16 protein-coding genes are annotated in these 19,775 nt (G+C 63.7%); 9 read left to right on the top strand and 7 right to left on the bottom strand.

Annotation, left to right across the window (positions count from 1 at the left end; genetic code table 11):
• Positions 1-31 precede the first annotated feature (31 nt).
• The gene (locus tag ACIPY2_RS03820) at positions 32-2,122 is read left to right on the top strand and encodes a primosomal protein N' (RefSeq protein WP_400265018.1); all 2,091 of its coding nucleotides are present in this window, start codon (positions 32-34) and stop codon (positions 2,120-2,122) included.
• 5 nt (positions 2,123-2,127) lie between these two features.
• On the opposite strand, the gene map is transcribed toward ACIPY2_RS03820, so the two are convergent.
• Genes map through ACIPY2_RS03845 form a run of 5 tightly spaced genes read right to left on the bottom strand, consistent with a single transcriptional unit; the run spans position 2,128 to position 6,840 of the window.
• Positions 2,128-2,904 (bottom strand): type I methionyl aminopeptidase, encoded by a 777-nt coding sequence (map, locus tag ACIPY2_RS03825; RefSeq protein ID WP_400265019.1) that lies wholly within the window; start codon positions 2,902-2,904, stop codon positions 2,128-2,130.
• On the bottom strand, positions 2,901-4,010 hold the full coding sequence (locus ACIPY2_RS03830; RefSeq protein ID WP_400265020.1) for a glycosyltransferase family 4 protein: 1,110 nt from the start codon (positions 4,008-4,010) through the stop codon (positions 2,901-2,903). The genes map and ACIPY2_RS03830 overlap by 4 nt, the downstream gene beginning before the upstream one ends.
• Positions 4,007-4,951, bottom strand: a complete 945-nt coding sequence (locus ACIPY2_RS03835) for an alpha/beta fold hydrolase (RefSeq protein ID WP_400265021.1) — start codon at positions 4,949-4,951, stop codon at positions 4,007-4,009. The genes ACIPY2_RS03830 and ACIPY2_RS03835 overlap by 4 nt, the downstream gene beginning before the upstream one ends.
• A 10-nt stretch (positions 4,952-4,961) precedes the next feature.
• Positions 4,962-5,843 (bottom strand): aldo/keto reductase, encoded by an 882-nt coding sequence (locus ACIPY2_RS03840; RefSeq protein WP_400265022.1) that lies wholly within the window; start codon positions 5,841-5,843, stop codon positions 4,962-4,964.
• Positions 5,844-5,877: 34 nt separating this feature from the next.
• Positions 5,878-6,840 carry a sugar-binding transcriptional regulator gene (locus ACIPY2_RS03845; RefSeq protein ID WP_400265023.1) on the bottom strand — a complete coding sequence of 321 codons (963 nt, stop codon included), beginning with the start codon at positions 6,838-6,840 and terminating at the stop codon, positions 5,878-5,880.
• 121 nt (positions 6,841-6,961) lie between these two features.
• Here ACIPY2_RS03845 and ACIPY2_RS03850 point away from each other — a divergent pair, with 121 nt between their 5' ends.
• The 8 genes from ACIPY2_RS03850 (at position 6,962) to holA (ending at position 18,631) form a co-directional block, all read left to right on the top strand.
• Complete coding sequence (locus tag ACIPY2_RS03850) at positions 6,962-8,749, top strand: glycerol-3-phosphate dehydrogenase/oxidase (RefSeq protein ID WP_400265024.1); 1,788 nt, start codon at positions 6,962-6,964, stop codon at positions 8,747-8,749.
• 92 nt (positions 8,750-8,841) lie between these two features.
• On the top strand, positions 8,842-9,594 hold the full coding sequence (locus ACIPY2_RS03855) for an MIP/aquaporin family protein (protein WP_400265025.1): 753 nt from the start codon (positions 8,842-8,844) through the stop codon (positions 9,592-9,594).
• A gap of 62 nt (positions 9,595-9,656) precedes the next feature.
• On the top strand, positions 9,657-11,171 hold the full coding sequence (glpK, locus tag ACIPY2_RS03860) for a glycerol kinase GlpK (RefSeq protein WP_400265026.1): 1,515 nt from the start codon (positions 9,657-9,659) through the stop codon (positions 11,169-11,171).
• Between the two features lie 311 nt (positions 11,172-11,482).
• Entirely contained in the window at positions 11,483-14,005 is a 2,523-nt protein-coding gene (leuS, locus tag ACIPY2_RS03865; RefSeq protein WP_400265027.1) for a leucine--tRNA ligase, read from the top strand.
• Between the two features lie 75 nt (positions 14,006-14,080).
• Complete coding sequence (locus tag ACIPY2_RS03870) at positions 14,081-15,064, top strand: DegV family protein (RefSeq protein ID WP_400265028.1); 984 nt, start codon at positions 14,081-14,083, stop codon at positions 15,062-15,064.
• A 66-nt stretch (positions 15,065-15,130) separates the two neighbouring features.
• Positions 15,131-15,961, top strand: a complete 831-nt coding sequence (locus ACIPY2_RS03875) for a helix-hairpin-helix domain-containing protein (RefSeq protein ID WP_400265029.1) — start codon at positions 15,131-15,133, stop codon at positions 15,959-15,961.
• Between the two features lie 88 nt (positions 15,962-16,049).
• Positions 16,050-17,696: a ComEC/Rec2 family competence protein gene (locus tag ACIPY2_RS03880; RefSeq protein WP_400265030.1), complete on the top strand. Its 1,647-nt coding sequence runs from the start codon at positions 16,050-16,052 to the stop codon at positions 17,694-17,696.
• Positions 17,615-18,631 (top strand): DNA polymerase III subunit delta, encoded by a 1,017-nt coding sequence (gene holA / locus ACIPY2_RS03885; protein ID WP_400265031.1) that lies wholly within the window; start codon positions 17,615-17,617, stop codon positions 18,629-18,631. Before ACIPY2_RS03880 ends, holA begins: the two co-directional genes overlap by 82 nt.
• Positions 18,632-18,763: 132 nt before the next feature.
• On the opposite strand, the gene rpsT is transcribed toward holA, so the two are convergent.
• Together rpsT and ACIPY2_RS03895 are read right to left on the bottom strand one after the other, a co-directional pair.
• Positions 18,764-19,024, bottom strand: coding sequence for a 30S ribosomal protein S20 (rpsT, locus tag ACIPY2_RS03890; protein WP_347107561.1), 261 nt, complete (start codon positions 19,022-19,024; stop codon positions 18,764-18,766).
• Positions 19,025-19,200: 176 nt separating this feature from the next.
• Positions 19,201-19,755 carry a type II toxin-antitoxin system PemK/MazF family toxin gene (locus ACIPY2_RS03895; RefSeq protein ID WP_400265032.1) on the bottom strand — a complete coding sequence of 185 codons (555 nt, stop codon included), beginning with the start codon at positions 19,753-19,755 and terminating at the stop codon, positions 19,201-19,203.
• Between the last annotated feature and the right edge of the window lie 20 nt (positions 19,756-19,775).

Here is a 19,775-nt window from a genome sequence, read left to right on the forward strand (position 1 = left end):
ACCTGATGGAAACGAGTGGAGGTTGATGGGTATGTCGGGACCTGACGTCCAGCCGGCGCTGCTCCAACCTTCTTTGCTGCAGGGTTTCCCGGAAAGGTCGGCGAAAACCACCCTCAAGGGTCCGCCTCTGGCATCGGAGAATCCCGTCGCCCGGGTGCTGCTCGAATCACCCCTGCCACATCTGGACCGGCCTTTCGACTACAGCGTGCCGGCGGAACTTTCGGGCACGGCGCTGCCGGGCGTCCGCGTCAAAGTGAAGTTCAACGGGCAGGAACTCAACGGCTACGTGCTCGAACGGAGGGAGTCTTCCGAGGCCGGGCAGCAATTGACGTCGCTGCACAAAGTCGTCTCGCCCGTTCCCGTCCTGACGCCCGAGGTCAGCGCGTTGGCAACCGCCGTCGCTGCCCGATATGCGGGGACGCTCAGCGACGTACTTCGAACGGCAATTCCGCCGCGGGTGGCCAAAGTGGAGAAGGAACCGGCCGGGGAGGAACCGGCCCAGGCCCCGGGGCAGGGCGGTATCGAAGATCCCGGGTGGTCCCTGTACTCTAACGGGAGTCCGTTTCTCCGCCATTTGGCAGCGGGCGGCTCGCCTAAAGCGGTACTCACGGCATTGCAGGGATTTGGTCCCGCAGGTTGGCCGGCATTGATAGCCGCTGCTGTGGCTGCCGTCCGCCAGTCCGGACGCGGTGCGGTGGTGGTGGTCCCTGACTACCGGGACCTTGAGCGATTGGAATCGGCACTCAATTCCGTGCTGCTGGCGGAGGACATCGCGAGGCTAACGGCCGACGACGGACCGACTCCGCGTTATCGGAATTTCCTGCGGGTGCTCAGGGGCGAGGCCGGAGTCGCCATCGGAACCCGTTCGGCCGCTTACGCACCCGTCAACGACCTCGGCCTGGTGGTCTGTTGGGACGACGCCGACGATCTCCACATCGACCAGCGGGCACCCTATGCCCACTCCCGGGAAGTGCTGCTGACGCGTGCAGGCCAGGAAAATGCTGCCTGTCTCTTGGCCTCGCACAGCAGGAGCACCGAACTTCAACGGTTGGTTGAACTGCAGTGGGCGGTGCCCATCGAGGCTCCGAGACCGGTTATTCGTGCAACTGTTCCCCGTGTCCTGAACACTGCCGACAGCTTCGAGCAGGAGCGTGATCCCTTGGCGCGCGTCGCCCGCCTGCCCGGAGCCGCGTGGCGGGCGGCAAAGGAAGGCTTGGAACGCGGTCCGGTCCTGGTCCAGGTGGCTCGCGCGGGCTACGCGCCGTCCTTGGTGTGTGAGGCCTGCCGGGAGCCTGCGCGGTGCAATACATGCCAAGGCCCTTTGGCGTTGTCCAGCGGTTCCGCCATGCCGGCCTGCCGGTGGTGCTCTACCCCCGCGCCGCAATGGCGGTGCACGCATTGCAATGGGGTTCGGCTGCGTCGGGGTGCCACCGGCGCTATCAGGACTGCCGAGGAGTTGGGCCGGGCCTTTCCCGGCCATACGGTCATCACATCGTCAGGGGAAAACATCAAGGGCAGTGTCCCGGACGCGCCGGCGCTGGTGGTCGCCACCGTCGGCGCGGAGCCGGTGGCCGTGCGCGGCTACGCTGCAGCCCTGCTCCTCGACGGCAACTCCCTGCTGCGACGGGAGAACCTCCGGGCAGGAGAAGATACCGTGCGCCGTTGGTTTAACGCTGCCTCGCTGGTCCGTCCGGCCGGTGAGGGCGGCCTGGTAGTGGTCACTGCGGACGATTCCGGTGCCACCGGTGCCTTGCTCCGGTGGGACGCCCCGGGCTATGCGTCCCGGGAACTTGCACTCCGGAAGGAACTGCAGTTGCCCCCTGCGGTCCGCGTGGCCTCTGTCACCGGCCCGAGGGCCGACGTCGTCCACTTTTCCGAGTCGCTCGGTTCTGAGCTGGACCAGGAAGGCGTGGCTCCCCTTCGGAGTGCGGGGCCGGCTCCCGTGCAGCTATACGCAGCTGGAAGCGCGGAGGCGGATGCGGATGTAAGGACGTTGTTCTTCATCCCTTATGGAGATGCGGCGGCCGCCACACAGGCAATGCGCGCTGTCAAGGCGGCCAATGCAGCCAAGCGCACGTCAGGGCCGGTGCAACTGCGCCTCGATGGCGTGGACGTTTTGTAAGCGAGTCAGGAACCGGAGGGCAGGGTGAGGATTTCGGCGCCCGTTTCGGTAACGGCAATGGTGTGCTCGGTATGCGCTGTCAGGCAGCCGGTGGCACTGCGCAAGGTCCAGCCGTCAGGGTCGGTGACAAGCTTCGCGGTGTCCGCCATGACCCAAGGCTCCAAGGCCAGCAGAAGCCCGGGACGCAATTCATAGCCGCGTCCCGGCCTGCCGGTGTTCGGGACGTGCGGGTCCTGGTGCATCGTTGAGCCGATGCCATGGCCGCCGAATTCGACGTTGACTGGGTATCCGGCGTCCTTGAGCACGGAACCGATGGCATGGGAGAGGTCGCCGATTCGTGCGCCGGGAGCCGCTGCGGCAATCCCGGCAGCAAGGGCACGCTCGGTGGCTTCGATCATGGCCACCCCCTCGGGACGGGCGGTGCTGCCAACAACAAAACTGATGGCTGAGTCCGCAGCGATGCCGTTCTTGGACACGGCAAGGTCCAGCGTCAGCAGATCGCCGTCCACAAGGGCGTAATCGTGGGGAAGGCCGTGGAGCACGGCGTCGTTGACTCCGGTACAGATATAGTGGCCGAACGGTCCCCGGCCGAATGAGGGCGCATAGTCCACATAGCAGGACTCGGCGCCCGCCTCGAGGATCATCTCTTTGGTCCACCGGTCGATGTCCAAAAGGTTGGTGCCTACAGTGGAGCGTTCTTTCATGGCCTGCAGGATGTCGGCAACCAATGCACCGGTCACCCGTGCCTTGTCCACTTCCGCCGGGCTCAGGATCTCGATCATTGCTCAACTTTCGGTTGGGGGGAGTGGCGTTTGTTCCGGTGCAGGGCCACCGCTTCTTCCGCAGCGGCGAGCAGTTGGCGTGCAGACTCGTCCCAGTTGAACTCCGCAGCGCGTTCCACCGATCGGCGCGAGCGTTGCTCCCACAGAACGCTGTCATCCAAAGCGGCAACGGCGGCCGCGAAGTCCGCCGGCGACTCCGGGTCCACGTACGTCACGGCGTCAGCTCCGACCTCGCGGAAGATCGGGGTGTCGCTGGCCACCACGGGCGTGCCGAGCGCCATCGACTCAACCAGCGGAAGTCCGTAGCCTTCTGCCTTGGACAAACTGATGAGCGCTGTCGCCCGGCGAAGCAGTTCCTCGTATTCGTCATCTGTGACGCCATTGTGGAACTCCACCTTGGCGCCGTTGGGAATGAGGACTTCCAGTTCGGCCCTTCGCTGCGGAGTGATGCGGCTGAGGAGATGCAGGGTGTAATCCGGAAGTTCCGCCATGCCCCGGATCATGGTCTCCACGTTCTTGTAGGGCATGAAGGAACCCATGTACACCAGCGACTTGTCGGCCCCAGCCACAGGGTCCCGCGGTGACTGACCAGGTTGGGGAGCGTTACCCACGATTCGCACCGGCCTGCGCGTCAAACGGTACTTTGCCATGAGGGCTTCGGTGGTCCGGCTGATGGTGGCAACGATGTCGGCGCGGTTGAGAAGAACCCTTTGGGGCCAGAACGCCTTGTGGTACAGCCGCCACAGCAAGCGGACAGGGGCGGGCAGGAAGCCGGGAGGTGTGGGGTGTTCGTAGTAGATGAGGTCGTGCAGAGTGAGGATCAGGGCGTAGTTTCGGCCGAGGGTGCCCATTGTTTGCATGGGGCAGACCACCACGTCCGCGCCCAGGGTGTTCACTTTGCGGGCAACAAAAAGTTCCAACGGGGACAACGGGCTGTTGACCATGACGTGCGGAACATCCGGCAGCAGGGCAAGTTGACGTTCGTCGTTTACGAGCATGGTGACGTCCGCGATCTTCGCCGTGGCCGCTATGAGGCTCGATCCGTAGCGGCTGATGCCGTCGTGGTGGTCTGTGCGGGTAAATCTGGCGTCGATGACTATTTTCACGCGGGATGTTCCTCCAGGAAGGTCCGGATGGCGGCGGCTGCACGGGCGGGGGTTTCGTAATGGATCAGATGGCCGACGCCGGGAATCACCACCAGCTTGCCGTTGGGCAGGCGTTGCATGAGTTTGTGCTGGTTGGGCAGCGTGGCAATCTCGTCTTTTTCTCCTGCGATCAGCAGAACGGGAAGGTGCAGCTGCCCGGCAACATCGCCCACGGTGCCGGAAACTGACGCTTTGAAGGCTTCGAGCAGGCTCTTCCTGTCCGCAAACGCACTGAAATAAGCGTCGTGCTGGCCGTGGATGAAACGGCGGAGCTGCTTGTCCCTGGTCTTGGCCATGGTGATGCTCATGATGCGGACAATCGCGCGGTTTCGCAGGAGGGCCAGCCCCACGCGCCGGGGCAACCAGGCCGAGGCCTGGTAGTAGAAGACTGCCAGCTTGGTCATCACGCCCTTGGGTCCCTCCAGCGCGGGGGCCGCGATGGGGTTGATGAGGATCAGGGGATGCACCGCGCCCGGATGGGCCGCGGCGAAGTGGCTTGCGACGATGGATCCGAAGGAATGTCCCACCAGGACCGTTGACGGACCCAGACCCAGCGCGGCCATGAAGCCGGAGATGAAGTTGCCGTAGCGCTCAACCGTGTGTTCGTCCTGAAGGAATGGTTCCGAACTGCCGAAGCCTGGCAGGTCCGGCATGATGATGCGCATCTCGGGGAGCAAATCAGCCACCCGAAGCAGTCCATGGTGGTCGCCGCGGAAACCGTGGATAACCAGGATGGTCCGGGTTTTGTCGTCGGCTTTGACCGGCTCATAGGTCCAGTAGGCAACGGTGCAACCATCAACTTCGACGTCGGAGGCCCGTGTCCGTCCCGGGAGAGATGAGCTGAAGAAGCGTCTGGGGGCCTGTGCACTGCCGGAGTTGTGGGCAGTGTCCACTTTTTCCATTCAGCAATTCCTACTTAACGTTGTCCGGGTGGGACCCGGTGCGGTGGTGGCGTTCCAATGCTGCGATTCCGTCCAGGTCCTCTTCATCGAGTTCGAAATCGAAAACAGCGAAGTTTTCCTTGATCCGTCCCGCGGTACTTGCCTTCGGTATGACCAGGTTGCCGAGTTGGAGGTGCCACCGGATGGTTATCTGGGCCGGCGTGCGCCCGTATTTTTCGGCCAGGGCCACGATGGCAGGGTCCGTCAAGACCTGTCCCCGGCCCAGGGGACTCCAGGCCTCGGTTTTGATTCCGAGCTGCTCGTGGAGCGTGCGAAGCCTTGTCTGTTGAAGCCAGGGGTGCATCTCCACCTGGTTGACGGCCGGAACGACTTCGGCAGATTGCATGAGTTGTTCCAAGTGGCCAGGCTCGAAATTGGATACCCCGATGGCGCGCACCTTGCCCTCGCGGTAGAGGGTCTCCAACGCCTTGTAGGTTTCCACGAAGAGTCCGCGGGATGCACACGGCCAGTGGATCAGATAGAGATCCACGTAGTCCAAGCCGAGGTTGGCGATCGAGGTATCGAACGCACGCAGCGTCGCGTCGTAGCCTTGGTCATCGTTCCAGACCTTGGTGGTGACGAAAATGTCCTCGCGCGCCAGTGCGTGCACGGATTCGCCTGAGCCGCCTGTTCCGAGGTTGGCCTCCCGGGCATCGCCGATCGCGCCACCTATGGCCCGTCCAACACCAACCTCGTTGCCGTACATGGCCGCCGTGTCGAACCGTCTGTAGCCTTCCCCAAGCGCGGTGCTGACCAGGGCCTCGGCGCCGGCAGGCGGGACCTTGTAGAGTCCATACCCCAAGCGGTCCATCATGACGCCGTTGTTCAAGGTCTGCCGTCCGGGGAATCTCATAGCAAAGACTCTACCCATTGCGGGCTGGATTACCTCAGGCCTGCCCGTTGAAACTCACCAGCCGCCGGGCAGAGGCCTCGTCAAGGATCAGGTCCGTGGCAAGTCCCGCAGCCAGTGCACCTTGGAGCCCGTTGATCTTCGAGGCGCCGGAGACAACGCAGATCCGACGCCTGACCTGCCGCAGTTGCTCATGGCTCGGCCCGGTGGACCGCTCGTTCAGGGTTATTCCGTCGGAGGAGCCGTCACTGCGGAAGAACACAGTGGCAACGTCTCCCACAACGTCGTCGGCAGCAAGCACTGCCAGGTCCTGCTCATCGAGGTAACCGCCGGCGTAAACGTGGCTGGGATAGTCCGAATCAACTGAACCCACCCCGAAGATGGCGATGCTCATGCGGGCCTGCAGGTCCAGGATCCTCTGAACGCTGCGTTCATTCCACATCGCGGTCTTGGTTGCGGCATGATCGAAGAACGCCGGTACGGGAAACTGTTCAACCCGTGCACCATAGGCGCTGCCGAAGCGCCGCATGATGTCGCTTGCGTAGGTGATGCCGGTGGTCTGCATGTTGCCGGCGCCGTTGAGCTGCACCACGATGCAGTCGTGCGTGACTTTCCTGGTGAGGTGTCGGCTGACCGCGCTCAAGGTGGCACCCCAGGCCACGCCGATGATGGCATTTGAATCCACAAGCGGCCCTATGGTCCTGGCCGCCTGCATGGCCACGCGGTCCAGCGTCTCGGCCTCGTTCAGCGTGTCCAGCACGGGCACCACGTGGACATCCACGCCGAATTGATCCCGGATCTGGCCCTCCAGTTCGGGAGCCGTGTCGAAAGGGCTCCTGATCTGGACCTGTACCAGTCCGGTTTCCCGGGCTGAGGACAGCAGCCGTGAAACCGTTGAGCGGGAGGTTCTTAGCTCGCGGGCGATGGCGTCCATGGTCAGGTCCTGCAGGTAATACATTTGTGCGGCCCGGAGTGCATCCGAATGCCGTGATCGTCCCATCTCACTTCCTTGCTGCACGTTTGTGCAAATAGCTTGACTCCATTTTCCACCTTCGCCAGATTAGTGGTGAAAGGTGCGACGGCAGGCAAGCCACGCACGAACCAAGCCCACGGGAGCAGTTTTGGGACACAACAGGATTTCAGGCCCTTCACCGGATGCACATCGACGTGAATCTGCCACAGCACTGCAGGCGCGGCCCTCGGCCCAGGTCCTGATCATCGGCGGCGGCATCAACGGAGTGGGAACCTTCCGGGACCTGGCCCTCCAAGGCGTGGACGTCGCCCTCGTCGAGCGCGGGGATTATTGCCAGGGCGCCAGTGGTGCCTCATCCCACATGATCCATGGCGGAATCCGCTATCTGGAGAACGGCGAGTTCCGGCTGGTCAAGGAATCCGTGGTTGAGCGCAACCGTCTTCTGCGCATCGCCCCGCACTACGTCAAGCCCCTGCAAACCACCATCCCGATTTTCAGCACGTTCTCGGGCGTCCTGGCCGCACCGATCCGCTTCCTGACGCACAAGCAGGGCAAGCCCAAGGAACGCGGAGCTTTCCTGATCAAGCTCGGCCTCAGCATGTACGACTTCTTTTCCCGCGACGGAGGTACGGTTCCGCGCCACCGCTTCCTTGGCAGGGACAAGGCGCTGGCCGAGTTGCCGCGCCTGCACGAGGGAATCAAATACACGGCGACGTACTTCGACGCATCCGTCCACAACCCTGAGCGGCTGACGCTCGACGTCCTGCAGGACGGTGAGAAGGCGGGGCGCTCCGGGGAATCCCGGAAGGGTGGAACTGCCCGTGCCAGCAATTACATCTCCCTTGTGGGCATGGGTCCGGAGGGTGCGCGTCTTCGCGATGAATTGACCGGCGTGGAGTTTGACTTCAAGGCCGATGTCATCGTCAACACCACCGGGGCATGGGTGGACCTGACCAACGAAGCCATGGGGGCGGCCAGTCGGTTCATGGGTGGAACCAAAGGTTCGCACATTGTCCTTGACCACCCGGAGCTGTTGGCTGCCTGCAACGGTCGGGAGATCTTCTTTGAACACACTGATGGCCGTATCGTCCTGATCTACCCCATGGGGGACCGAGTCTTGGTAGGAACCACCGATGTGGATGCCGACATGGCCGAAGACGCCGTTTGCACCGAAGAGGAAGTGGATTACTTCTTCGATCTCGTAGGCCACGTCTTCCCGACCATCACCGTTGACCGCAAGCACATTGTGTACAGCTTCTCCGGCGTACGGCCGTTGCCAAGGCACGACGCCACGCAGCCGGGTTTCGTTTCCCGCGACTACAGGATCGAACGCAGTGTCCGGAGCGGCGACGGCAACACCGCGACGCCGGGCGGCAAGCCCGCCGTCGTGCTCAGCCTGGTAGGCGGAAAGTGGACAACGTTCCGCGCCCTGGCCGAACACATGACCAACGATGTCCTTCGCGAATTGGGCATGGAGCGGAAGACCTCCACGGCGAAACTCGCCATTGGTGGCGGCGCAGGATTCCCGGCCACTGCCCAAGCCGAACAGGAATGGATCAAGAAGCACAAGGGACCGGGCCTTGACGCCACCCGGGTAGAAACGCTGCTGACCCGTTATGGAACCCGGGCCGAGGAAGTTATTGCCTACCTCCGAGCCGGTGACGATGCGCCACTGCGGTCAACCCGGGAACTCAGCGTCAGGGAATTGGAGTTCATGGCACATAACGAGCAGGTCGGCCACTTGGTCGACGTGCTCATCCGGCGCACGTCCTTGGCCTTCCGTGGCTTGGTGACCGGCGAACTGCTCAATGAGATCGCTGCCGCACTGGGCGGCCCCATGGGTTGGGACTCCGCGGCCAGGCAGGCGGAAGTCCGCCACGCCCAGGAAGTCCTCCGGCGCTACCACAAGGTCAATGTGCACAGCTTGGTGGACTAAACCCACCATCGGGACGGCGCCGGAGACGGTGCCGTCCCAACAGCTCCTTCAACCCGCGAGGGGGCTGACAACAGAAAATAGAGGAGTCAAAGATGTCTCTTGGAATTGTTTTCCTATCCGAAGTATTCGGAACCATGATGCTGACCCTTCTGGGCTGCGGCGTTGTGGCTAACGTTGCGCTCAAAGGCACCAAGGGCAACAACGCCGGATTCTTGATGGTGACGTGGGGCTGGGGAATTGCGGTCTTCGCGGGCGTATTCGTGGCCGCAAAGTCAGGTGCGCACCTCAACCCGGCCGTCACCCTTGGCCTGCTTGTCAAAGGCAGCAAGGAATATGCGCCCGATGTGGCGGTCAGCTTCGGATCTACGCTGACGTACTTCGGTGGTGAACTCCTGGGTGCATTCCTGGGCGCAGTGGTCTGCTGGCTCGCCTACAAGCAGCACTTCGACGCCGAGCCGCTTCCGGCCAACAAGCTGGGCACTTTCTCCACTGGTCCGGCCATCCGATCCACTCCATGGAACCTGGTGACTGAAATTATCGGCACCTTCGTGCTGGTTTTCGTGATCCTGACCTTCGGCGGTACTCCGTCCGGCCTTGGGCCCCTTGCCGTGGCACTCCTCGTGGTCGGCATCGGTGTTTCCCTCGGCGGCCCAACGGGCTACGCCATCAACCCGGCGCGTGACCTTGGCCCGCGCATCGCCCACGCTGTGCTTCCCATCCAAGGCAAGGGCTCCAGCGATTGGGCCTACTCCTGGATCCCCGTGGTTGGTCCGCTGGTCGGTGGTGCCTTGGCCGGCTTGGTTGCCCTTTGGGTTCCGGACATCATGCCCGCCGTGGCCGGCTGATCCAGTAGCGATTTTCCCTCGACAAAACGTAAACCCATAACAACAAAGACAAGGACGTCACCGTGAACCAATACGTCATCGCCATTGACCAGGGCACCACCAGCACCCGGGCCATCGTCTTCGACCACTCGGGCAGCATCGTCTCCTCGGGCCAAATGGAGCACGAACAGATCTTCCCGCAAGCAGGTTGGGTGGAGCACAACGCGGCCGAGATCTGGAACAACACGCGCGAGGTCATCGCCTCGGCCCTGTCCAAGGCGAACCTGACCCGCCACGATATTGCCGCCGTCGGAATTACCAACCAGCGCGAGACCGCGGTGGTCTGGGACAAGAACACGGGTGAACCGGTCTACAACGCCATCGTCTGGCAGGACACCCGAACGCAGTCGATCGTCGACGAGCTTGCAAGGGACGGCGGGGGAGACCGCTTCAAACAGAAGGTCGGCCTGCCGCTGGCGACCTACTTCTCGGGCACCAAGATCAAGTGGATCCTGGACAACGTGGACGGAGCCCGCGAACGCGCCGAAGCCGGTGACCTGCTGTTCGGCAACACCGACGCGTGGGTGCTGTGGAACCTCACGGGTGGTACCGACGGCGGTGTCCACGCCACGGATGTTACCAACGCCTCCCGCACTCTTTTCATGGACCTTGAGACACTCCAATGGGACCAGGAAATCCTGGACATCTTTGGCGTTCCGGCGTCCATGATGCCTGCGATCAAGTCCTCCTCGGAGGTCTACGGCAACGTGCATACGTCCCAACTGCTGAGGGAAACCCCCGTGGCCGGCATCTTGGGAGACCAGCAGGCAGCCACGTTCGGCCAGGCGGCTTTCCAGCCCGGCGAAGCCAAGAACACCTACGGCACGGGCTGTTTCCTGATCTTCAACACCGGTGAGGAAATCGTCCACTCCAAGAACGGGCTGCTCACCACGCTTGGGTACAAGCTCGGTGACCAGAAGCCGCACTACGCGCTGGAAGGCTCCATCGCCGTGACCGGTTCGCTGATCCAGTGGCTGCGCGACAACCTCGGCATGATCAGCTCCGCCCCGCAGGTGGAAGAACTGGCCGCAGGGGTGGAGGACAACGGCGGCGTGTACATCGTCCCGGCCTTCTCCGGTCTCTTCGCCCCGTACTGGCGCGCCGACGCCCGTGGTGCCATTGTGGGCTTGACCCGCTTCGCCAACAAGGGACACATCGCCCGTGCCGCTCTGGAGGCGACGGCCTTCCAGACCCGAGAGGTGCTGGATGCCGTGAACGCGGACTCGGGAGTTCCGCTCACCGAGCTGAAGGTCGACGGCGGAATGGTCGCCAACGATGCCCTCATGCAGTTCCAGGCGGACATCCTGGGCGTCCCTGTGGTACGGCCCAAGGTCATCGAAACGACCGCGCTCGGCGCCGCCTACGCTGCAGGCCTTGCTGTCGGTTTCTGGAACGACCTCGGCGAGCTCAGCGCCAACTGGGGCGAAGACAAGCGCTGGGAGCCGCAACTGGACAAGGAAGAACAGGAGCGGCAGTTGCGTCTATGGAAGAAAGCCGTGACGAAGTCCATGGATTGGGTCGACGAGGACGTTAAGTAGTCTGGCCTGTCGTTGATGACGGCTGCGCCTGCCCCGCCCGCTTCGCGGTGCCCACCACACCCCGGGCGAGGCGCGGCCGTCATCAACTCTCCTGTCAGCTCCAGAAGCCTCCGTTGCGACTGGAGATTTTAAAGGTGCGCTATTGTAGATCTATGCGTGCGAACCTTCTGCTTAGTTAGCCGCGCGGCCTTTGAGCCGTGCGGCCGCCCCTCCATTGTCGAGGGGCTTTTGTGTGTCCGGGGCATTGCGGTCCCGGTGCGTGTGACAGCAGCAGGGGACTATACCGCCATCGAGAACAGAAGAGGGCAGCAGTGAGCGTTCAGCCGGAGACAGAGACCGGAACAGCACAGACGGCGGCGACGCCGGAAGAAGGTGTGTACAGCTTCGCAGCCATGGAAGCGAAGTGGCCGCAGGTTTGGGAAGACCTTAAGGTCTTCACTCCGGCCGACGACGGTTCGCGGGACCGTAGGTACGTTCTGGACATGTTCCCGTACCCCTCCGGTGATCTCCACATGGGCCACGCGGAAGCTTTTGCCATGGGCGACGTCGTTGCCCGCTATCTTCGGCAGAAGGGCTTCGATGTCCTGCACCCCATCGGTTGGGACTCCTTCGGACTGCCCGCGGAGAACGCTGCCATCAAGCGGAATGCGCACCCCAGCGAATGGACGTACGCGAACATCGACACCCAGGCGGCGTCGTTCAAGCGCTACGCCATTTCCGCTGACTGGTCGCGGCGGCTCCACACTTCCGACCCCGAGTACTACCGCTGGACGCAGTGGCTGTTCAAGCGCTTCTACGAGCGCGGCCTGGCGTACCGCAAGGACTCGCCCGTAAATTGGTGCCCCAAGGACCTCACCGTCCTGGCCAACGAGCAGGTAGTCAACGGCGCCTGTGAACGATGCGGCACCCCCGTGACCAAGAAGTCGCTGAACCAGTGGTACTTCAAGATCACCGACTATGCCGACCGCCTCCTGGAGGACATGGACCAGTTGCAGGGTCACTGGCCCGAACGCGTCCTGGCCATGCAGCGGAACTGGATTGGCCGCTCCGAAGGTGCCCACGTCCGCTTCGTCATCGAGGCGGCCGGCAGCAAGCCGGAGCGCGAAGTCACCGTGTTCACCACCCGTCCGGACACCCTCTACGGCGCAACGTTCTTCGTCGTCGCAGCTGACGCACACCTGGCGCTGGACCTGGTGACCCCCGAGCAGCATGACGAGCTGATGGCCTACCGCGAGAAGGTTAAGGCCCTCTCGGAGATCGAGCGCCAGTCCACCGAGCGGGAGAAGACCGGCGTCTTTACCGGCCGCTACGCCGTCAACCCGCTCAATGGTGAAAAGCTGCCGGTGTGGGCCGCAGACTACGTGCTGGCCGACTACGGGACCGGTGCCATCATGGCCGTGCCCGCCCACGACCAGCGCGACCTCGACTTTGCCAAGGCGTTCAACCTGCCTGTCCGGGCAGTGCTGGACACAGGCGAAGAGGACCCGGCCGAGACAGGCGTGGCGACGGCGGGCGAAGGCACGCTGCAGAATTCCGGTGAACTGGACGGCCTTTCGAAGTCCGAGGCCATTCCGGCAGCCATCAGCATCTTGGAAAAGCTCGGAACCGGCGAAAAGTTCGTCAACTTCCGCTTGCGTGACTGGCTGCTGAGCCGCCAGCGTTTCTGGGGCACGCCCATCCCGATCATTCACTGTGGTGAATGCGGCGAAGTACCCGTGCCCGATGACCAGCTGCCGGTCAGGCTCCCCGACAACCTGCGTGGTGAAGCGTTGGCCCCGAAGGGGACCTCTCCGCTGGCTGCTGCCGTCGAGTGGGTCAACGTTGAATGCCCCAACTGTGGACGTGCCGCCCAGCGTGACACGGACACCATGGACACCTTTGTCGATTCCTCCTGGTACTTCCTGCGTTTCGTCTCGCCTGATTACACCGAGGGTCCCTTTGATCCTGAGAAGATCAACGACTGGATGCCCGTTGGCCAGTACGTGGGCGGCGTGGAGCACGCCATCCTGCACCTGCTGTACGCGCGGTTCTTCACCAAGGTCATCAAGGACATGGGCCTCATTGAAACCAATGAGCCCTTCAGCGCCCTGCTGAACCAGGGCCAGGTGCTCAACGGCGGCAAGGCCATGAGCAAATCCCTCGGCAACGGCGTGGACCTCGGTGAGCAGTTGGACAAGTTTGGCGTCGACGCCGTCCGCCTCACCATGGTCTTTGCCTCACCGCCGGAAGACGACGTCGACTGGGCGGATGTATCGCCGTCGGGCTCGGCCAAGTTCCTGGCGCGTGCCTGGCGTCTTGGCCAGGACGTCAGCAGCGAGCACGGTGTCGACCCGGCCACGGGTGACCGCGCCCTGCGCACGGTGACCCACAAGACCATTGCCGACGCTGCCGAACTTCTGGACAACAACAAGTTCAACGTTGTTGTGGCCCGACTCATGGAGCTGGTCAACGCCACCCGCAAGACCATTGACTCCGGTGCCGGCGCGGCTGACCCCGCCGTCCGCGAGGCAGTCGAAGCCGTTGCTGTCATCCTGAGCCTCTTCGCCCCGTACACCGCTGAGGACCTCTGGAACGCGCTTGGGCACCCGGCTTCCGTGGCAAACGCCGGCTGGCCCACCCACGACGAAGCCCTGTTGGTCCAGGACACCGTCACCGCCGTGGCCCAGGTCCAAGGCAAGGTTCGCGACCGTCTGGAGGTTTCCCCGGACATCAGCGAGGACGCATTGCGCGAGCTCGCCTTGGCCTCCGAAAATGTCCAGCGTGCCATGGACGGCCGCGGCATCCGAACTGTGATCGTGCGTGCGCCTAAACTGGTGAACATCGTTCCGGCCTGACGGTCCCTCAGGTGTAGACATTGCGGCCGCCGGCAGGATTGCCGGCGGCCGCTGACCTTTAAGGAGAATTCCGTCGTGCCGGAGCGTGAACCCCCAGCATGGATCTGGCTGAAAGACCGCCTGTCGCGCCTTCGGATGCCGGTCGCGCCTGTCCCGGTCGCGGACGAGGCGGGTTCCGCCGTCGTACGGACTGCGGTGGTGACAGACTCTGCAGCCGCGCTGCCCGCGGACTGGGTCAGCGCTTTTTCCGCGGACGGCCGTTTGGCCGTTGTGCCGATGCCGGTCATGGTGGGGGAGGAGATTTTCGGCGAAGGCGAGGATGACATCACTCAAACCCTTGCGGTGGCTCTTGCCGCAGGTGCCTCGGTCAAGACTTCCCGCCCGTCCCCGGGCCAGTTCGAACAGGCTTATCTTGCGGCCCAGCGCCGCGGGTTCGAATCCGTGATTTCCATCCACATTTCGTCGGCGCTTTCGGGAACAGTCGACGCCGCCCGCCTGGCGGCCGAACGCGTCGACATCCCCGTCCAAGTGGTCGACTCGCTCACGGTCGGGATGGCCCAGGGCATGGGGGTCCAGAGCGCAGTGGTGGCATCGGCAGCAGGCCAGCCCGTGGACGAGGTCCGGGTCTTCGCCCAGCAACGCATGGAGCGCACCAAGGTCTACTTCTACGTTCCGAGCCTGGAACAGCTGAGGCGCGGAGGGCGTATTGGGGCGGCAGCTTCACTGCTCGGGACCGTGCTCTCGATCAAGCCGATACTGGCAGTGGACGGGGGCAGGATCGTGCCCCTCGAAAAGGTGCGTTCCGCTGTGCGAGCCGTCGCACGCCTGGAGGAAATCGTGGCGGCTGATGTCGCGTCCCGCCCGCCTGGCCAGGCCCGCCTTGCCCTCCACCATTTCGGGAACCCCGCGGAAGCAGAATCGCTCGCTGCCCGGCTTGCCGCGAAGTGCCGGGACTGCCCACCCGCACAGATCAGTTCGCTGCCGGCCGTGCTGGCGGCTCACGCAGGCCTTGGCGTCCTTGCGGTCATAGTCGGCGAAAGCAGCACGCCCGGTAGTTGACGGGGGTTATCCACATAGTCACCGAACCCAGCCGGCAGCGAGCACGCTCCGCCCTAGGTTCGAGGTATGCCACGCTGGAACCACGACGCATCCACCGATGCCGCAGCACAGGCATTCAGGCGGAGGCTTTCCCCTTGCGAGGGCACGTCCGGAGCTGAAGAGTCGTTGCTCAGACTTCCCGGCCCTGACGAGATTCAGGATTTCCCGGAGATTCAGGGGGAGGCGGAAGCCGGCGTGCCGGTCCCGGCGCGGGTCCGCTTCCGTACCTCGCGGAAAGTGGCAATCCTCGTAGTCGTCGTGAGCGTGCTGGTCCTTGCCTGCTTCGTGTGGCAGGCTGCCCGGGACCAGACTACTTCGGAGCCGCTGCAACAGTCCGTAACCGGTGCAGGCAGCGGGGGCGGCAGCCTTCAGACCTCATCGGCGAACCCGGAAGCCGTCCCGCCGGAAACCAAGGCGGGTGAAATGGTCGTGGTGCACGTGGCAGGGGCAGTCCTCAAGCCCGGAGTCGTCTCGCTGCCCGCCGGCAGCCGGGTCTACCAGGCCATTGAAGCGGCCGGGGGAGCGACGCCGGGGGCCGCCCTCGACCAATTGAATCTTGCCGAGCCAGTCAGCGACGGCGCCAAGGTCACCGTTCCTGTACCTGGGGAGGTTCCCGTTGCCGGTGCGATTCCGGAGGCTGGTTCGCCCGGAGCGGGCGGCAAGCTCAACATCAACAAGGCCTCCGTGGACGAATTGGGGACACTGCCCAGGGTTGGACCCGTCATGGCGCAGCGCATAGCAGACTGGCGCAAGGAACACGGGCCATTCGCGTCGGTGGACGAGCTGGACGCCATCGAGGGAATCGGTCCCAAGCTGATGGAGTCGCTAAGGAACCTGGTTTCGGTCAACGATGGGTGAGCCGGCTGGAGCAGTTGCGCGGAGCAGGAGGCTGGATCTTAGACTTGTTCCTTCGGCCGTTCTCGTTTGGGCCGCCGCACTTACGGGCGTGGTTGTTCCCCAGCTGTGGCGGATTGTCCTGGGCACTGCCCTTGCCGTTGCTGCTGCCGTTCTGTTGTCGGGAACCAGGCCGCGCCGGTTGCGAAGCCGGCGCCCCTCGAGGCCCCGTACCCTTCCGTCAACCCTGGGGCTCGCCTGCGTCCTTGGCGCCGCAGTGGCCTTCCACTGCGCCCTAGTCACGGAACGGCGGGACCACGGTCCCCTCGAAGCTGCCGCTGATATCGGCGAAAGTGTGCTGATCGAGCTGCGGGTTACCGGCGCCCCCATCGCTGCGCCGCCCCCGGGCGGGTCCGGAGCCGTGCGCTGGGCTGTCCCGGCAGAATTGGAGTCCCTTACAACCGGAGGCCACGTTGTCCACGGGTACGCGAAGCTCACCGTCATGGGAGGGGAGGAGTGGCGCGATGCCCGACCCGGACAATCCCTTCGGACGACCGGAATCTTGAAAGAAGCGAGGCCCGGCGGACCGGAGGCAGCCACCCTCAACGCCTCCACGGCGCCCGTTCTCTTGCGCTTGGTTCTTGACGTTCAGGCCCCTGCGGCCGCAGCCCGTGAGCGTTTCCGTGATGCGTCCTCACGGTTGCCTCCGGATGCCGCCGGATTGTTGCCGGGTATGGTCGCGGGGGATACCAGCGCACTTCCGGAGGACCTCGTCGCTGCAATGAAAACTACGGGAATGACACATTTGACGGCCGTCAGCGGAGCCAACTGTGCGGTGATCCTGGGTGGCTTCCTCATGCTGGCCCGCACCCTTCGATTGCCGCGTCCGTTCGCTGCCGTCGTGGCAGCCGGCGGGCTGGCAGCCTTCGTGGTGCTCGTAGGTCCGGATCCCAGCGTCCTCAGGGCCGCGGTTATGGGGTGCGTTGGACTCGCCGCTGTCGCGGGAGGGCTCCGTGGCCGGTCACTTTCCTTCCTGTGCTTGGCCATTACGGCGTTGTTGCTCTCCGACCCCTTCCTGGCCGGGAGCATCGGCTTCCTGCTGTCTGTCCTGGCGACCCTGGGGATCGTCCTCTTCGCTGGACGCATCGCCTCCTGGTTTCCCTCGCGTGTTCCTTCATGGTTGGCCGCTGGCGTAGCTGTCCCTTTGGCCGCGCAGCTCATGTGCGCGCCCGTCATTGTTGCGTTGCAGCCGCAACTGACCCTTTACTCCTTGCCTGCAAACGTCCTGGCCGGTCCGCTCGTCGCCCCGGTGACCGTTCTAGGTACTTTGTCTATGCCTCTTGCCTCCGCGGCGCCCTGGCTGGCCGCGGCGCCGCTGGCAGTTGCGGGCTTTTGCGCCACCGCCGTTGCGGGCGTCGCAAGGTTTTTTGCGGGACTACCGGGGGCCGCCTTGCCCTGGTCCGAAGGCGGAACGGGCATTGCTGCCATGGTCCTGTTCTCCGTGGTCATGGGACTTGCTGTCATGGCTGCGCTGAGGCCCACCCTTCTCCCAGGGGAGATCCTGGTCATGCATCGGAAGGTCATGAAGGGATTGGAGTGGCTGGAACGGCTGCAAGACCACCGCCCAAGACGTGGCAGACTTAAAGCCTCCACAACGTCCTCCGGAAGGAACCATCCGTGGCTGCTGCCCAAAACAACCGGGCCAAGAGCGTCGCGGCGAACACCGTCAGCTGGCGGGATGCTTCGCCGGCCGCCGTAGTCCTGATCTCAGGTCCTGAGGAATACCTGGGTATTCGCGCCATGGACAGCATTCGCTTGAAAGTGCGCACGGCTGCTCCGGACGTCGAGGTGAGCAAGCTCAACGCCGGTTCCTATGAGCCTGGTTCTTTGTCCATGACGGTCGCTCCATCACTCTTCGGTGAAGGCAAGCTCGTTGAGGTCGAAGGACTGGAGGCGATGAACGACGCCTTCCTGGCAGACGCCATGAAGTACCTTTCCCGACCGGAGGACGATGTTGTCCTGGTACTTCGCCATTCGGGCGGCGTCAGGGGAAAGAAACTGCTCGATGCCATCAAAGCTGACGGATGGCCGGTTGTTGACTGCCAGCCGTTGAAGAAGGACGCAGACAAAGTGTCCTTCGTTGTTGCCGAGTTCAAGGCCGGCGGACGAAGAATAGAGGGTGAGGCAGTCCAGGCTCTCGTGAATGCTGTAGGTGCCAACCTTTCCGAATTGGCTGCAGCCTGCAACCAGCTGATCGCGGACGCGACCACTGCCGTGGATGCAGCCACCGTCGACCGGTACTACGGCGGACGGGTGGAAGCCACGGCCTTCAAGGTCGCAGATGCCGCAATGGCGGGCAATGGCCCCTTGGCTCTTTCCACGCTCAGGCACGCTCTCTCCACGGGGGTCGATCCGGTTCCGTTGGTCGCCGCCCTGGCGGCCAAACTGCGCACGCTCGCAAAGGTGGCCGGGGCCAAGGGCTCCTCTGCCATGATCGCAAAAAGTCTTGGAATGCAGCCCTGGCTCGTGGAACAGGCGCAAAGAGACGTCCGTCGCTGGACGCCCGAAGGACTGATCCGTTCCATTCAGGTGATCGCCGAGACGGATGCTCAGGTAAAGGGCTTGTCCCGGGACCCTGTCTACGCGGTGGAGCACGCCGTCACCGTGATTGCCTCATCGGCCCGGGGGCGTTGAGCAGAAGTCGCAGCGGAACGGGATCCGCCGTCGGACGCCAGCTTAAAGGCCGACGGGCAACCGCTTAAAGCCAGGAGGCCGGCACCCAACGGGTGCCAGCCTCCTGTTCAGCTCAGTCGAACTGGAAAAACCTTAGAGTGCGTTGACCTTCTTGGAGATCGCCGACTTGCGGTTCGCAGCGTTGTTCTTGTGAATAACGCCCTTGCTGACAGCCTTGTCCAGCTTACGGCTGGCAGCAGCAAGTGCAGTTCCAGCAGCATCCTTGTCAGCAGACGCAACGGCGGTGTTGACTGCGCGGATGGCGGTCTTCAGCTCGGACTTGACTGCGTTGTTACGCAGGCGGGCCTTCTCGTTGGTGAGGATGCGCTTCTTCTGGGACTTGATATTAGCCACGTATGAACTCTCTTTTTAATGCGGAAATGGTCTAGAGGGTTATCAGGTTGGCCATCGACTGAGCGGCGTGGGGATGCCTATGGCAGCCAACCATGCGTGGCCGTCGACCTGCACGGACACACAGCTATAAATAATAGCAGATACTTGCCGTTAGGGTTGAGTCGGTCCACCCACCATCATCCTTGGCCCCGCCGGCCTTGGAGTGCCCGCGCTACCTCCTGGAAGCGGGCCTCGCCCAGCACCGCCCCCTCACGCCTTATTGCGCCGGGGTAAATGCGGACGACGCGGTCCACTTTGACCTCGCTCGGGCGGCCTTGGCGGTCCCATGGGCCGGTTCCGATGTCCACGTAGCCCGCTGCCCGGACGCCGTTGTCGTGGTCCTTGGAAGTCAGCATCAAACCCAGGAGCCAGCGGCCGTCCCGCCCTATCAGCAGCACAGGCCGGTCCTTTCCCTGTGTGTAGTCCTCTTCGTAAGGGACCCAGCTCCAGACGATCTCCCCCGGGTCCGGATTGCCGTCGGGTTTTGGGGAGTACCGGGGGCTGACGCTGCCGCGGAAATCGCCGGGGTAGGCAACTGCCTGGGGCACGACGTCGGCGGGTCGGCCTTGGTGTCTGGTGGAACCAGGGCGTCCGGGGGTGGGGTTCGGGGAAGCCGGCTTGGTGCCGGCGCCTCCCAGCGCCCGGAGGGATCGGAGGATGAATGTGCCAAGTGGTCGCAGGTTCAGGGCCATGGGACAAAGCTATCGTTGGA

This window comes from Paenarthrobacter sp. NPDC089675 (assembly GCF_044749185.1).
Classification (GTDB): Bacteria; Actinomycetota; Actinomycetes; order Actinomycetales; family Micrococcaceae; genus Arthrobacter.

What these genes read in the sequence shown, in the direction of transcription:
- ACIPY2_RS03820 (WP_400265018.1), top strand. Translation starts at nt 32, where the DNA reads ATGTCGGGACCTGACGTCCAGCCGGCGCTGCTCCAACCTTCTTTGCTG.
- ACIPY2_RS03895 (WP_400265032.1), bottom strand. Translation starts at nt 19,755, where the DNA reads ATGGCCCTGAACCTGCGACCACTTGGCACATTCATCCTCCGATCCCTC.
- map (WP_400265019.1), bottom strand. Translation starts at nt 2,904, where the DNA reads ATGATCGAGATCCTGAGCCCGGCGGAAGTGGACAAGGCACGGGTGACC.
- ACIPY2_RS03845 (WP_400265023.1), bottom strand. Translation starts at nt 6,840, where the DNA reads ATGGGACGATCACGGCATTCGGATGCACTCCGGGCCGCACAAATGTAT.
- ACIPY2_RS03840 (WP_400265022.1), bottom strand. Translation starts at nt 5,843, where the DNA reads ATGAGATTCCCCGGACGGCAGACCTTGAACAACGGCGTCATGATGGAC.
- ACIPY2_RS03835 (WP_400265021.1), bottom strand. Translation starts at nt 4,951, where the DNA reads ATGGAAAAAGTGGACACTGCCCACAACTCCGGCAGTGCACAGGCCCCC.
- ACIPY2_RS03875 (WP_400265029.1), top strand. Translation starts at nt 15,131, where the DNA reads ATGCCACGCTGGAACCACGACGCATCCACCGATGCCGCAGCACAGGCA.
- ACIPY2_RS03855 (WP_400265025.1), top strand. Translation starts at nt 8,842, where the DNA reads ATGTCTCTTGGAATTGTTTTCCTATCCGAAGTATTCGGAACCATGATG.